General features: G+C 54.0%; 12 protein-coding genes. 8 read left to right on the top strand and 4 right to left on the bottom strand.

What is annotated here, in order from left to right; genetic code table 11:
- Nucleotides 1-48 precede the first annotated feature (48 nt).
- Nucleotides 49-1047, top strand: coding sequence for a LacI family DNA-binding transcriptional regulator (locus ACEWL3_RS02790; RefSeq protein WP_386177506.1), 999 nt, complete (start codon nucleotides 49-51; stop codon nucleotides 1045-1047).
- Between the two features lies 1 nt (nucleotide 1048).
- Here the strand turns inward: ACEWL3_RS02790 and ACEWL3_RS02795 are convergent, their stop codons facing one another.
- From ACEWL3_RS02795 to ACEWL3_RS02805, 3 genes are read right to left on the bottom strand one after another with little or no spacing between them, the layout of a single operon-like run.
- Nucleotides 1049-2185 carry a Gfo/Idh/MocA family protein gene (locus tag ACEWL3_RS02795; protein ID WP_386177507.1) on the bottom strand — a complete coding sequence of 379 codons (1137 nt, stop codon included), beginning with the start codon at nucleotides 2183-2185 and terminating at the stop codon, nucleotides 1049-1051.
- A gap of 12 nt (nucleotides 2186-2197) precedes the next feature.
- Nucleotides 2198-3088: a sugar phosphate isomerase/epimerase family protein gene (locus ACEWL3_RS02800; RefSeq protein ID WP_386177508.1), complete on the bottom strand. Its 891-nt coding sequence runs from the start codon at nucleotides 3086-3088 to the stop codon at nucleotides 2198-2200.
- Between the two features lie 19 nt (nucleotides 3089-3107).
- The gene (locus ACEWL3_RS02805) at nucleotides 3108-4205 is read right to left on the bottom strand and encodes a Gfo/Idh/MocA family protein (RefSeq protein ID WP_386177509.1); all 1098 of its coding nucleotides are present in this window, start codon (nucleotides 4203-4205) and stop codon (nucleotides 3108-3110) included.
- A gap of 117 nt (nucleotides 4206-4322) precedes the next feature.
- Between ACEWL3_RS02805 and iolD the strand changes: the two genes are divergently transcribed.
- From iolD to araD, 7 genes are all read left to right on the top strand, one after another.
- On the top strand, nucleotides 4323-6188 hold the full coding sequence (iolD, locus tag ACEWL3_RS02810; RefSeq protein ID WP_386177510.1) for a 3D-(3,5/4)-trihydroxycyclohexane-1,2-dione acylhydrolase (decyclizing): 1866 nt from the start codon (nucleotides 4323-4325) through the stop codon (nucleotides 6186-6188).
- Nucleotides 6188-7027, top strand: coding sequence for a phytanoyl-CoA dioxygenase family protein (locus tag ACEWL3_RS02815; protein WP_386177511.1), 840 nt, complete (start codon nucleotides 6188-6190; stop codon nucleotides 7025-7027). The genes iolD and ACEWL3_RS02815 overlap by 1 nt, the downstream gene beginning before the upstream one ends.
- A gap of 8 nt (nucleotides 7028-7035) precedes the next feature.
- The gene (iolC, locus tag ACEWL3_RS02820) at nucleotides 7036-8007 is read left to right on the top strand and encodes a 5-dehydro-2-deoxygluconokinase (protein ID WP_386177512.1); all 972 of its coding nucleotides are present in this window, start codon (nucleotides 7036-7038) and stop codon (nucleotides 8005-8007) included.
- A 10-nt stretch (nucleotides 8008-8017) separates the two neighbouring features.
- Entirely contained in the window at nucleotides 8018-8872 is an 855-nt protein-coding gene (locus ACEWL3_RS02825; protein ID WP_386177513.1) for a 5-deoxy-glucuronate isomerase, read from the top strand.
- On the top strand, nucleotides 8869-9711 hold the full coding sequence (locus ACEWL3_RS02830; protein ID WP_386177514.1) for a class II fructose-bisphosphate aldolase: 843 nt from the start codon (nucleotides 8869-8871) through the stop codon (nucleotides 9709-9711). The genes ACEWL3_RS02825 and ACEWL3_RS02830 overlap by 4 nt, the downstream gene beginning before the upstream one ends.
- Nucleotides 9712-10698 carry an inositol 2-dehydrogenase gene (gene iolG / locus ACEWL3_RS02835; protein WP_386177515.1) on the top strand — a complete coding sequence of 329 codons (987 nt, stop codon included), beginning with the start codon at nucleotides 9712-9714 and terminating at the stop codon, nucleotides 10696-10698.
- A gap of 80 nt (nucleotides 10699-10778) precedes the next feature.
- On the top strand, nucleotides 10779-12512 hold the full coding sequence (araD, locus tag ACEWL3_RS02840) for an L-arabinonate dehydratase (RefSeq protein WP_435000525.1): 1734 nt from the start codon (nucleotides 10779-10781) through the stop codon (nucleotides 12510-12512).
- A 29-nt stretch (nucleotides 12513-12541) separates the two neighbouring features.
- Here the strand turns inward: araD and ACEWL3_RS02845 are convergent, their stop codons facing one another.
- Nucleotides 12542-13075, bottom strand: coding sequence for a hypothetical protein (locus ACEWL3_RS02845; protein WP_386177516.1), 534 nt, complete (start codon nucleotides 13073-13075; stop codon nucleotides 12542-12544).
- Nucleotides 13076-14272: the final 1197 nt, after the last annotated feature.

Genomic DNA, 14272 nt, shown 5'->3' on the forward strand with positions numbered 1-14272 from the left:
ATTAGGCTGTAATCAGGCCCGGGTAACATTGACCGACAGGATGACCGCATGTCAGCAACGTTAAAGGATGTGGCATTAAAAGCTGGGGTTTCGACCTCGGCTGTTTCACGCACTTTTACGGATGGCGCTTCGGTGTCCGACAAGATGCGTCGAAAAGTGGAAAAAGCTGCGAATGAGTTGGGTTACAGCCCCAATTTCCTTGCGCGCAGCCTGACAACACGCCGTACCAAGTTGATTGGTTTGGTCAGCAACAACTTTCACAATCCTATCTTTCTGGAAGTGTTTGATCTCTTTACACGAGGGCTTCAGGACAGAGGGCTGCGCCCGTTGCTGGTCAACCTCAGTAACGAAACCGACCCTGAACAATCAGTACAGATGCTGCGCCAATATTCAGTTGATGGGGTTGTCGTGGCGTCCTCAACCTTACCACCAGCATTTTCCAAAGCGTTTCGAGACAAGCGAATCCCTGTCGTAAATACATTTGGTCGGTATTCCAGCAGCCCCGAAGTTCATGTGGTGGGGATTGATAATGCCGAGGCGGGGCGTATGGCCGCGCGCGAATTGATTGCCCGCGCATACAAGAACATCGCGTTTCTGGGCGGGCCAGAAGAGGCGACCTCGACGCAGGATCGCCTCAAAGGATTTCTGGAAGAGGTCTCAAAATATCCAGATATCAACGTCAGTTTTTCGTTCGCCACACAGTATTCGTTCCAAGCGGGACGGGCCGAAATGATGCGCCTGGCAAAGGGCAAGTTGGCCGAGGCCTATTTTTGCGGTGATGATGTTCTATCCATCGGATCTCTGAGCGCGGTCAAGGACCTCGGTTTGAGCGTGCCCAAGGATGTTGGGCTGATTGGCTTGAACGATATGGAAATGTCGAGTTGGGAAAACATCTCGCTGACGACCATTCATCAACCAATCAAACAGATCATCAACTCTTCGGTTGAATTGATGGAAGCGATGTTGGACGAGCCCGACCGCTATCCCGAAGCGCGGCTTTTTCCGTGTCGGGTGATAGAGCGGAACACATTGCGGCCCGGCCCTTAGGTTATGTTCGAAACATCGGTGGTCTGGCATCCACCCAAGCGCCATTTTGCTGTGCCGACGCCACAGCGGCATAAACTGCCCCCATCGATCTGACGCCATCAGCGGCACTTGGCAGGCTATCGCGCACCTCGCCCGAAATCACATCCGCCAGATCGCAGTAGATGTTCGCGACCGCCAATGGGAAACCCTCTGGATGCGCAATTGAAACGCGCGACAGGCGCTGCGCATCTTCATGCAGCCCGGCTTCGCCCTTTTCGATGATCTGCGTACGTCCGCCCACAGGTGTATAGACCAGCTGATTGGGCTGTTCAGACGCCCAACGCAGTCCGCCCCTTTCCCCGAAAACCTGGATGTCAAACCCATGCTGGCGGCCAATCGCGACTGAGGATGTCCACAGGCGACCAACTGTGCCTCCGGTCATGCGGAAGTTGACCATTGCGTCATCTTCCAACTCGCGGGAGGGGATGGTGGACGCAAAATCAGCGGATAGTTTTTCGACCTCGTCATCGCACACAAAGCTTGCCATGTGCATCGCGTGGATGCCGCAATCCGCGAACTGGCCGGACACGCCCGCCATTGCCGGATCATACCGCCAGCGTACACGCGGGTTATCCGCGTCCGTTGCGTCGCCATGATGGCCATGGCTGAAGTTTGTAACAACCAGCCTAATTTTCCCCAGTTCCTCGGCCCGCACCATCGCACGCGCCTGACGCACCATTGGATAGGCAGAATAGCAATAATTTACCGAACAGACCTTTCCGGCGGATTTGGCAACACGCACGATATCTTCACCCTGTTCGACCGTCATCGTCATGGGTTTTTCACACAAGACGTTGAAACCAGCCTCCAAGAATGCCTTGGTGATTTCGAAATGAGTGGCATTTGGTGTTGCCACGGTAACAAGGTCAACACGATCGGCACGGTTTCTTTCCCCTGCCAGCATCTCGCGCCAGTCGCCATAGGCACGATCAGGATCGATGCCCAAACGCGTGGCATAGGCCCGCCCCGCATCCGCGCGGTGGTCAAGCGCGCCTGCCACAAATTCGAAACGCCCATCCGCTTGCGCCCCCAATCTATGCGCAGGTCCAATCTGGCTGCCTTCGCCGCCGCCGATCATACCCCATTTCAGCTTTTTCATATGAATTTATCCTTAGAAACCAATTGACTGAAGGTATTCGCGGTTAGCCCGCGCATCTTCCAGAGGACTGCCGGGCAGCGCCGGGTCGCAATCCTGCTCGACGGTACACCATCCTTCAAAATTCGCATCCAGCAGCCGTTGACGCACGGCTGGGAAATCCACATCGCCCTGACCAAGATTGCAGAAAATTCCCTGACCGCAGGCCGAATAAAAATCGGTGCGGTTTTCCACCACATCCGCCTTTATGGCCGGGTCAATATCTTTGAAGTGCATGTACGAAATCCGATCCATGTGCCGATCCATGAATGCGACGGGATCATAGCCCGCATAAGAATGGTGGCCGGTGTCAAAGCAGATTTTCAGAATTCTGTCGTCAACTTCATCCAGCAGTCTTTCAAGCTCAGGTTCAAAATCCATAAAGCCCGCCGCATGTGCGTGAATGCCAACGGTCAGCCCGTAGTCGTCAGTACCCAGTCTGGCGATGGTGGCGATGCGGTCCCGGAATGCTGTCCATTCGGCTTTGTCCATCTGTTCGGCCTCGCGCGCGCGGCCTGCGGTGGGCGCGCGGCGCGGTGAAATGCTGTCGATTAAGACAAGATGCTGCGCGCCGTGAGCAGACAACGCTTTGCACGTGCGCACAGAGGCGTCCATCACATCATCCCACTTTGCCGGATCATGAAAGGCGCGAAAGACAACGCCACCGATGATTTCCAAACCGCGTGCGTTCAGCTCGGGGGCCAACACATTGGGGTCCTCGGGCATATAGCCAATCGGCCCCAGTTCAATCCCTGTATATCCGGCAGCCGCACATTGATCCAAAACAGACTGCCAGGATGGATATGAAGGATCGCTGGGAAATTCGATGCCCCAAGAACAAGGGGCATTGCCGATTCTTATTGTCATTTTGATGCCTTTCGCAGAGTTAGACGCTGGCCACGTCGATCCATGTTTTACTGCGGGACGACGCCATTGCAGCAGCGATAATTTGGTTCACGTCCATGCCATCCTGAAATGTTGGCCAAACCTGGGATTTGGTCTCAATCGCGCGCAGAAAATCCCGCGCTTCAATGATGATCTGGTCTTGATACCCTGTGCCATGCCCAGGGCCTTGGCAAAACGCCTCATAGTCCGGGTGTGCGGGGCCGGTCAGGATCTTGCGAAAACCACGGGTTTTTTCAGGCTCGTCCATCGAATAGAGCCAAAGTGCGTTTTGATCTTCTTGATCAAACCGAATGGCACCTTTGGTCCCGGTTATTTCGTAGGCATAGCCCATTTTGCGCCCATGACTGATCCTGCTAAAATACATTTGTCCCATGGCACCGTTATGAAATCGGCACATCATCTGACCGTGGTCGTCGTTGGTCACATTGCCTCCCGGTCGCTTGTCATGTACCGTTTCAACTTCGGCAATCAGGGACTTGATCGGTCCGATCAGGGCCAGTGCCGCGTTCACCATATGGGGGGCGAGATCGCCCATTGTGCCGTTTGCATCCCCCTCGGTGCGCCAGTTGGCAGGCGATTGGGGATCCGCCAGGAAATCTTCGGTGTGTTCACCGCGAAACCACGTAACATCGCCAATCGTGCCATCGGAAATCAGCTGCCGCGCGAATTGGCTGGCAGGCGTTCGGATGTAATTGAAACCCGTCATGCTAATCTGGCCAGCGGCGGCTTTCACCATGGCTCTGCTGTCGGCAAGTGATGCGCCAAGGGGTTTTTCGCAAAACACCGGTTTGTTCAGGGCGAACGCGGCCTCGGCAATTGCGCGATGGGTTCCTTGCGGGGATGCGATAATGATCGCTTCGACCTTTGGGTCGGCAACAAGCGTTTCCCAATTGTCTGTTGCACGGGCAAAGCCAAAGGCTTTACGGTATATTTCAGCACTTTTGGCGCTGCGGGCACAGACCATTTCAAGACGGGGACGCAGCGTTGTGTCAAACATCGGGCCGACGGCTGACATAGCAACCGCGTGGGCCTTGCCCATATAGCCGCCGCCAATAATACCAATGCCTATTTCAGTCATTGCACTGCGCTTTCCATGAATTTAGGTTTGCAACCGGTTGCAAAATAAGTATCGTCAGATTCGAAAACACGCAAGCTGCAATCGCTCAAGGTGGCCAAAAATGGGATTTCATCAGCAATGACCGACAGCACAATTCGACTGACGACCGCACAGGCGATCATCCGGTTCCTGGCGAACCAGTATATTGAGGTTGATGGCCAAGAGTGGCGCGTCTGCGGTGGTGGTTTCGGCATTTTTGGTCACGGCAATGTCACCTGTCTGGGTGAGGCGCTTTATGATGCCCGCGATGCGCTGCCGCTTTATCGGGGTCAGAATGAACAGAGTATGGGATTTGCAGCTGCGGGCTATGCAAAGCAATGGTTGCGCCAGCGGTTTATGTTTTGCACTGCCAGCGCAGGACCCGGTACAGCGAACCTTTTGACCGCAGCAGCACTGGCGCACGCCAACCGTCTGCCAATGTTGATGTTGTGCGGCGATACCTTTCTGACGCGGTTGCCTGATCCAGTGCTGCAACAGCTTGAGCATTTCGGAAATCCGACGTTGGGGGTGAACGATGCCTTTAGATCCGTGAGCCGCTTTTGGGACCGCATCACCCATCCCGCTCAAATCCTTCAATCGCTGCCTGCCGCACTTGCAACGATGCTGGACCCTGCCGATTGCGGCCCTGCTTTTATCGGATTGCCGCAGGATGTGCAGGGATGGACCTTTGATTATCCTGAAAGTTTCTTTGCAAAGCGCGTTCACCGGATCAGACGCCAGCCGGCGGATGCGTCTGAGGTTGCTGATGCGGCGAAGCTGTTGGCAGGTGCAAAACGCCCGGTCATCATTGCAGGCGGCGGTGTTCAGTATTCCGGGGCGGTTGCGAAACTGACGGCCTTTGCAGAGGCGCATGATATTCCCGTGCTCGAAACGATCGCGGGCCGCGCGAACCTTACTCAAAATCACTTGCTTAACATCGGCCCTGTGGGCGTCACCGGGTCAGACAGCGCCAATGCGGTGGCCGAAAAAGCGGATGTGATCTTGGCAGTCGGCACGCGGCTTCAGGACTTCACGACCGGGTCATGGACAGCGTTTGCCAAAGATGCGCGGATCATTGGGCTAAACGTCGGGCGGCATGATGCCATGAAGCATTTGTCACTGCCGGTTGTGGGGGACGCCAAACTTGGGTTAACGGCGCTGGGTAAGGCGCTGAGCGGCTACAAAACGCCGAGCGACTGGACGGGATTTGCCCAAAACGCGCGGTCCAAATGGGTTGCCTACACTGATAAGGTCACCGCACCGGGCAATGGACCCAATTCATATGCCCAAGCGATCCGCGTGGCGAATGATTTGTGTGATCCGCGTGACCGTGTTGTGGCCGCCGCTGGTGGCCTGCCTGCCGAAGTCACAGCACATTGGCAAACCAAGGACATTGGCACGGTCGACGTCGAATTTGGCTTTTCCTGCATGGGATATGAAATTGCCGGTGGATGGGGTGCGCGCATTGCCCAATTTGAACGGGAACCCGACAAGGATACCATCGTGTTCACTGGCGACGGTTCCTATCTGCTGATGAATTCAGACATCTATTCATCCGTCTTGACGCGTCGCAAGCTGATCATCTGTGTGCTCGACAATGGTGGATTTGCCGTGATCAACAAGCTGCAAAACAATACGGGCAATGAGAGCTTTAACAACCTGATCGCGGATTGTCCGACGGTGCCCGATGCCTTCGCCGTCGACTTTGAGGCGCACGCGGCATCGATGGGTGCACATGCCGAAACTGTCGCAAATCCGGGCGAATTTGGCGAGGCATTCAAACGTGCCAAGGCCGCCGACAAAACCAGCGTTATCGTCATGAAAGTTGACGCTTACGAGGGTTGGACGACCCAAGGGCACACGTGGTGGGAAGTCGGCACGCCGCATCTGTCTGACAATCACAATGTCACCGAAAAACACAAAGAGATCGAAGCAACACGCAACAAACAACGAAAGGGTGTTTGATGAAGAGTTTCACAGCAAAGACAGCAAATCCTGATGTCATCGTTGATGAGTTGCTGAATGGTGGTGGAGCCGTCAAAATCTCTGGACTGTTTACGCCCGAGCAAATCGCCGAAGCCCGCGCCATCATTATGGAACATTCCGAACAGAACGCGGAGAAAGTTACGCACTTCCAGGGTGCTGCTGAACAAGAAGGCAAAATTAACCTCCAACGCCGTGTCTGGAACCTGCTCGCCAAGGGCGAGGTGTTTTCGCAGATGGCCGCCCATCCTGTTCTGATGGATATCTTGCGCAAATTTCTGGGGACCGAGTTCATCATGGGCTCGATTGCTGCGAACCGGATATTGCCCGGTGGGCCGGGTCAGGAACCGCATGTGGACTATCCTTATTGGGACTTTCACAAACCTGAAACGCACCCCGTTGGCTTTAATGGATCGTTTCCGATGAATGCACAGGTTTCCATAATCCTTGATCCATTCACCGCCGAAAGCGGTGCCACTGGATACTATCCCGGCAGTCAGAAAAAGCTGCGTTACCCGACGCCAGAGGACAAGTTTTACGACAATTGTGCCCAGATGACGGGTGAGCCGGGAGATGTGGCACTGTTTTACGGCGTGACCTGGCATTGTGCGATGCCTAACAATTCTGATCACGACCGCAGCGCGATCCTGATTCAATATCTACCCAAGTGGGTCAAACCGATGGAGGATATTCCCGCCGCCCTGCCGCAGTCGTTCGTCGATGGTGCCAGCGACGATATCCGCCAGTTAATGGGCTTCAACTATCCCTATCCAGAAGTCCTGGACGCGGCCAAGGCTGGAAACACCGAAGGACGCAAATGACCAATGTCATGGCAGGTATCAAGCGCAACGCATTTGTCGTCGTCGGACGGGTTGGCATGGATTTGTACCCCGCACCCGGCGTTGCGACAGAACACGCCGACAGTTTTACTGCCGACATGGGCGGGTCATCTGCGAACATTGCTGCTGGCATTGTCAAACTAGGCGGCACTGCATCGCTGGTGACCTGCGTATCAGACGACGCCGTGGGCCGATTTTGCACCAATAAACTGCGCCACTATGGTGTCGATACCAGTTACGTGAAATCCGTTGGCGGCGAGGCCCGCAATTCGCTCGCGCTGTATGAAAGCCGGATTAAGGATCATCAGTCGGTGATTTACCGAAACGGTGCTGCAGATTTTGAGATGACAGTAGCAGATGTAGAGGCGGTGGATTACAGCCGATTTGGCGCGTTGGTCACAGCAGGCACCGTTTTCGCGGCAGAGCCTTCCCGCACGGCAGCTTTTCGCGCGTTCGCGCTGGCCCGAGCAGCGGGAATGCCAATCATTTTCGACGTTGATTATCGACCGTATAGCTGGCCCTCATCTCAAGTCGCACAAGAAGTTCTATCTAAGGCGGGGGATTTGTCAGACGTAATCGTCGGCAATGATGAGGAATTCGGATTCATGGCTGGCGGGATCGAAAATGGCATGGCCAAGGCCCGCGAGTTGGCAGCCAATAGCGGACGGATCGTGGTCTATAAAATGGGCGAAAAAGGCGCTGTGACATTCTCAGGTGGTCAGGAACTGCGCACCGGCATTTACCCGGTCAATGCTTTGAAACCCACAGGTGCCGGCGACAGTTTTATGGCTGGTTTTCTGACGAGCCTGGCTGCCGGGGATCAGATAAAATCCGCCGTCCTTCGCGGCTCTGCTTGCGCGGCCATTGTTGTGGCCAAGCCGGGCTGCGCGCCTGCGATGCCATACCCGGTCGAACTCGACACCTTTCTTGCCGATCATCCCGGCCCAACTGACGTTGCCTAAAGGAAAATCCATGCATATTGCGCCGCACGACAACAAGAACAAAGCCATCGTTGATGCGAATGACCCTACGGTCCCCCTAAACTACTTCAATATCGTCACATTAAAAGCGGGCGACGCCTTTGAATATCAGGTCCCAGGGTATGAAACCTGCATCGTGCCTGCAACAGGGACCGTTGATGTGTCTGTTGAAGGGGTCTCGTTTGCCGCCCTTGGAAAGCGGGGCAGCGATGTCTGGGACGGTGAACCCGAAGGCGTTTATGTTCCCGTCGGTGCCAAGGTCACGATCGTTGCCACAAAGGACACAGAGACCTTTGTCGCCGGAGCCAAATATCACAAAGTGCTCGACCCCTTTGATGTGCGCGTGGCCGAGTTGGACAAGGTCCAATATGGCAGCGATGACACCAAAACACATCGCAAGATCAAACATATCCTCGGCCAAAAGCAGCATGGCAAAGTAGGGCGTCTGCTGGTGTCGGAATTGTACACGGTCGGCCAAGGTGGCTGGTCGGGTTTTCCTGCACACAAGCATGACACGGACCGCACAGACGAAAACGGCAACATCATCGAAACGCGCCATGACGAAACCTACAATTTTCGGTTTCGCCCAAACCATGGGGCGGGCGTGCAAATTCTTCAACGTGAAGAAGGAAAGCCAGGCGACGCCTATCAACTGATGGACCGTTCGACCATCTGTATCGACAATGGCTACCATCCCTGCGCCGTTATGCCGGGATATGAGATGTATTATTTCACCATCCTTGGCGGCCTATCGCAGCGGTCACTGGTCCAGTTTTTCCAACCAACCCATGCCTATCAGGTTGAAACCATTCCCGGCATCAAAGACATGGTGGCCAAGTTCAAATGACACTTGCCACACTTGCTGAGGTTCTTCAGCCCGCTCTAAAAGGCAATTATGCGGTTGCCGGTCTGGTGACATTGGGCTGGGAAGACATGCGCGCGTTTGTTGCAGCAGCTGAGGCCGAAGGGTGCCCCCTGATACTTCAGGCCGGGCCATCCTGCCGGGCCCATACACCTTTGCCGATACTGGGCAAGATGTTCCGCCATCTGGCGGAAACGGCCAGTGTCCCGGTGGTGGCGCATCTGGATCACGGCTATACGCTCGAAGAATGCCGCGCCGCATTGGACGCCGGATTTACGTCCTTGATGTACGATGGTTCCCGCAAGCCGTTGGCCCAAAACATTGACGAAACCGCTACGGTTGCAAGGATGGCCCATGATGCTGGCATCTCTTGCGAAGGTGAAATCGGCTTTGTTGGCTACGCCGAAGGCGAAAGTTCGGCGGGAACTGATCCAAAAGAAGCGGCGCAATTTGCACGTGAGACCGGTGTGGATGCAATGGCAATCTCGGTCGGAAACGTGCATCTGCAACAAGATAAACAAGGCGGTTTGGATGTTGCACGCATCGCAGAAATTGAAGCGATGTCAGATGTCCCGCTTGTCATTCACGGCGGCTCTGGCGTGCCCGTCTCACAGCGCAGGGCGCTGGCAACGGGGTCGAAAATTTGCAAGTTCAACATCGGTACAGAACTAAGAATGGCGTTTGGGGATGCTTTGCGCCACGCTGTTAACAGTGATCCCGAGCGGTTTGACCGCGTTGCGATATTGAAAGAAACCCACGAACCGATGGTGAGGGCAGCAAGAACTGTTCTATCTGCCTTCGGCCATTATCAAAAAGGGGCGTGAATGATGCGAATCGGAATATTGGGGTGTGGCCGAATTGGTCAAGTACATGCCCGCTCCTTCATGCGGCTGCGCGATGCATCACTGGTCGCAGTTGCAGATGCATTCCCCGAGGCAGCGCAATCACTCGCAGAACAAACGGGTGCCGAAGTGCGTGACGCTCAGGCGATTATCGGATCAAAGGATATTGACGCGGTCATCCTCTGCACTCCGACCGACACACATTACGATCTGATTCACGCGGCTGCACAAGCTGGCAAGGCGATCTTTTGCGAAAAACCTGTAGACCTGTCTGCTGCGCGTATTCGCGATTGTATAGACGTTGTGCGCACCAGCGGCGTGGCGTTCATGACTGCGTTCAACCGCCGCTTCGATCCGAACTTTGCCAATGTCCAGGCACGCATTGCCGAAGGTGCCATTGGTGCGGTCGAAATTGTGACCATCCAATCCAGAGACCCAAACCCACCACCAATCTCGTATATCAAAAGCTCTGGCGGGATATTTCGCGACATGATGATCCACGATTTTGACATGGCGCGTTTCCTTTTGGGCGAGGAGCCGACCAGCGTCTATGCCGTCGGATCGGCCTTGGTTGATTCTGAAATAGGCGCGGCGGGGGATGTGGATACTGCGGCAGTGACATTGACCACGGCGGGCGGAAAAATCTGCCAAATATCCAATTCACGCCGGGCCACCTATGGCTACGACCAGCGGATCGAAGTCCACGGTGCAAAGGGGATGCTGCGCGCTGATAACATCCTTGAAAACACGGTAGAGCAGGCCACAGAGACCGGATACGTCCGGGCACCTGCGCAACACTTTTTCCTGGAACGGTATGAGGCAGCGTATCTGGCTGAAATAACTCATTTCGTTGAGGCAGTGAGCAAGGGTGAAGCGCCAAATCCTTCGATCAACGATGGGCTCAAGGCCCAATTGCTGGCAGATGCCGCAGCACTTTCGCTTGAAAAAGGGCAACCCGTTTTTGTCTAGCGGATTGAATTTGGATCCCACGAAGTTAGGTCAAACTCGGAAGCGATGATACAATTTGCCGAGGAATGAGGTTGACCCAGATGGCCATGAAAGACAGCAAAGATCTTCGTTCTGCCCGATGGTACGCACCTGATGACCTGCGGTCCTTTGGGCATCGTTCTCGCACTTTACAAATGGGGTTATCTGCCGAGGATTGGGAAGGTAAACCCATCATCGCGATATTGAATACTTGGTCCGACCTTCAACCTTGTCACATGCATTTTCGAGATCGTGTGGAGTTTGTGAAGAAGGGAATTTTACAATCAGGCGGCATGCCTGTGGAGATCCCAGTGCATTCTCTGGGCGAACAACTGCTGAAACCCACTGCAATGCTTTATCGAAACATGGTCGCGATGGAGGTCGAAGAAGTTCTGCGGTCTAACCCCGTTGACGGTGCTGTTTTGATGGGTGGCTGCGACAAATCCACACCTGCATTGATTATGGGGGCGGTGTCGATGGGATTGCCGTTTATCTATCTGCCAGCCGGACCGATGTTGCGCGGAAATTATGCGGGGCGAACTTTGGGTTCCGGTGCCGACGTATGGAAATATTGGGATGAACGGCGCGCTGGCAATATATCCAAATCAGAATGGCAAGGTGTCGAAGGTGGTATTGCGCGGTCATACGGCCACTGCATGACAATGGGCACGGCCAGCACGATGACCGCTCTTGCTGATGCGTGGGGTCTGTGCCTGCCGGGTGCTTCTTCAATCCCAGCGGCAGATGCGAACCATCAACGCATGAGCGCTGCATGCGGGCGGCGGATCGTTGATATGGTTTGGGAGGATCTGACCCCTGACAAAATCATGACCTCGGCCAGCACCCGCAATGCCGTCACGGTGGCCATGGCAACGGGATGTTCGACCAACGCCATCATTCATCTGGTCGCCATGGCACGACGGGCCGGCATTGCCCTTACCCTTGATGATCTGGATGCGATTGGCCGCACAACTCCGGTGATCGCCAACATTCGCCCCTCTGGCACCCAATACCTAATGGAAGATTTCTATTATGCGGGTGGCCTTACTGCCTTGATGAAAGAACTGGGGCCGAAGTTGGATTTAACCACGCTTACGGTGACTGGTGAATGTCTAGGCGAAGGCCTGAAGGATGCAAGAAATTACAACGAGGATGTGATCCGGCCCCTGACCAATCCGGTCTATCATGAAGGATCACTGGCGGTTCTGAAAGGCAATCTCGCCCCGGATGGTGCGGTGATCAAACCGGTTGCAATGGACCCAAAATTCATGACCCACCGTGGCCCGGCGATTGTGGCGAATTCCTACCCGGAACTATCCAAAATCATCAATGATTCGCTGGCCCATATCACAGCCGATCACGTGCTGATCTTGCGCAATGCGGGGCCACAGGGGGGACCGGGGATGCCGGAATGGGGCATGATCCCCATGCCGCAAAAGCTTTTGAACGAAGGTCATCGCGATATGGTCCGGCTGTCTGATGCACGGATGAGCGGGACAAGCTATGGCGCTTGTATCCTTCATGTTGCCCCGGAAGCGTTTGTCGGAGGACCCTTGGCATTGATCGAAACCGGAGACATTATTTCGCTGGATGTCCCGAACCGCCGTCTGGAAGTCGAACTTTCAGAAGATGAGCTGACCCAGCGGCGGGAACGGTGGCAGCAGCCCGAGCCAAAATATGAAAGGGGCTATGGCTGGATATTTTCCAAACATATCGAACAGGCTGACAAGGGCTGTGATTTCGATTTTCTGGGGACCGAATTTGGTGCGCCTGTTCCTGAACCTGACATCCATTGACCGATTCGCGTAAGGGTCCGGTTTAACCGCTAGAAAATTCGGCAACCACTCTCAGTGATTGGCCCGCGTTGCACAGGGCGGCCGGGAACGGGATTAATAATCACTCTTTGAATACCCGTCAGATTGCGCATACACTGATCGGCCGCCTGTCCACCTGCATTTTTGCCATCCACATAGATATCAAGCCAGACATGACCATTATATCCACTGTGACAAGGACCATATTGTGGTGTGTTGCCGTCCCCGCAGAGATCTTCGACAATTGCATATTTTCGCAGGCGGGGAATGTAAAACCGAGTGCCTGCCGGGAAGTCCATCACGCTGCGCCCCGCATGTTTGACATGACCCACGGCGAGCGTGACCGGATCGCGGTACGTCCCGGAGCCACCAGCCTGATGGTGTACCACTGGGCGCGCGATCTGGCTTGATCCTCTGGGTGTGTTGTCCCAATAACTGTACCCTGTCAGAAATGCATTAAACTGCTGTTCCGCCGATACCATGTTGGCACCACATGCCGCAAAAACAGCACATGCCAAAATCCGAAAGTGCTGACCAAACTCCATCTCGATTGTCCCCTTTTCAAATTAAACCGCGTGTCTGGCCGCCACGTGCGAGAGGCCGAGCGATCATGCAAAGGTGGACAGAAATGGTTGATGAATGCTTAAGAAGTGGGGGCGAAAATCAGTTAGAAATATGAAGGTTCTTATGGTTGCACTGAAGTGGATCGAGAAGTCGGTCGATTTTACAGCCCCTCAGGATCAACTTGAGTCAGCGCGATCTCAAGGAAACCAAATTCAACAGAAGCAGAATTTAGAATCAGGTAGGGTAATTGGATATCTATTCAACTTGTAATTGTCTTTATTGAAAGAAGTCACGTTGAAGGTGATCGTAAGAGCACCAATATCGGTTTTCTATGAAGATCATGTTCTTTTTTAGAACAACCTTTCTACTGTCGGTTGAGATTGTAGGAAATTGCAACGCAATCCGTGACACGACATTGGATATCATCATATATTATTGGGGGCTACTTTGGGTCAGCAGGCATTTGTGAGGCTGCTGAATCCGGTTAAAGTTGTTAATTCTGGGCGGATCCATTTTCTGCGAAACTGCGCTGAGCGCGCCGTACTGGAATTAGGTGATTGGTGAATTGTTGGGTGGGGTGCTGTTTCTGATTAATTGTTGGCTATTTTTATAAAATTTCATTCGAATTCTTCGTGTGCCCAAATCGTACCTGGGAATTCATGCCCTCAGCAGTGAGAAATTCACTGTTTTATTAACGTTTTTCCGGAGTGAAGTTTGCACAAAACGTCACATTCATTTCGCGATCCGAGGATCGAACGCGGCTTGTCTGAACGAGTTTTTTTCGATCCGAGCAATCGCCGGCGCGGGCGAATTTTGTATTCCGGGGCAACATTATTGGTTGCCGTTTTTTTATGGGTGATAATTTTTTCAGTGGGGCTCATGTCGACCCACGAATTGGAAGCGGCTCTTCCAGACGATCTTGTCCACATAAAGGGACAGTTCACCCAAACCGGATCAGAAAATGATCGAAATGCGCTAGACCGAATTGATGGATTTACTACTGCAATCGAAACGTATCATCGACAAGCTGCCGCAGAATATCGATGCCTGCCGACCAACGGGCAAGCAAAGGAGGGCGCGGCGGCACCCGTAAAAAAAATATATGGCTTTGTTCCCAGCACGCATTCCTGGAGCGGCGATGCGCTTGACCAAAGTTGTGATACGATCGATGTTCTTGT

The sequence above is a fragment of the Sulfitobacter sediminivivens genome (genome assembly GCF_042611115.2).
Taxonomy (GTDB): Bacteria; Pseudomonadota; Alphaproteobacteria; order Rhodobacterales; family Rhodobacteraceae; genus Sulfitobacter; species Sulfitobacter sediminivivens.

Excerpts from the sequence above, each read along its gene's own strand:
- ACEWL3_RS02790 (WP_386177506.1), top strand. The coding sequence starts at position 49 with ATGTCAGCAACGTTAAAGGATGTGGCATTAAAAGCTGGGGTTTCGACC.
- ACEWL3_RS02795 (WP_386177507.1), bottom strand. The coding sequence starts at position 2,185 with ATGAAAAAGCTGAAATGGGGTATGATCGGCGGCGGCGAAGGCAGCCAG.
- ACEWL3_RS02800 (WP_386177508.1), bottom strand. The coding sequence starts at position 3,088 with ATGACAATAAGAATCGGCAATGCCCCTTGTTCTTGGGGCATCGAATTT.
- ACEWL3_RS02805 (WP_386177509.1), bottom strand. The coding sequence starts at position 4,205 with ATGACTGAAATAGGCATTGGTATTATTGGCGGCGGCTATATGGGCAAG.
- iolD (WP_386177510.1), top strand. The coding sequence starts at position 4,323 with ATGACCGACAGCACAATTCGACTGACGACCGCACAGGCGATCATCCGG.
- ACEWL3_RS02815 (WP_386177511.1), top strand. The coding sequence starts at position 6,188 with ATGAAGAGTTTCACAGCAAAGACAGCAAATCCTGATGTCATCGTTGAT.
- iolC (WP_386177512.1), top strand. The coding sequence starts at position 7,036 with ATGGCAGGTATCAAGCGCAACGCATTTGTCGTCGTCGGACGGGTTGGC.
- ACEWL3_RS02825 (WP_386177513.1), top strand. The coding sequence starts at position 8,018 with ATGCATATTGCGCCGCACGACAACAAGAACAAAGCCATCGTTGATGCG.
- ACEWL3_RS02830 (WP_386177514.1), top strand. The coding sequence starts at position 8,869 with ATGACACTTGCCACACTTGCTGAGGTTCTTCAGCCCGCTCTAAAAGGC.
- iolG (WP_386177515.1), top strand. The coding sequence starts at position 9,712 with ATGATGCGAATCGGAATATTGGGGTGTGGCCGAATTGGTCAAGTACAT.
- araD (WP_435000525.1), top strand. The coding sequence starts at position 10,779 with ATGGCCATGAAAGACAGCAAAGATCTTCGTTCTGCCCGATGGTACGCA.
- ACEWL3_RS02845 (WP_386177516.1), bottom strand. The coding sequence starts at position 13,075 with ATGGAGTTTGGTCAGCACTTTCGGATTTTGGCATGTGCTGTTTTTGCG.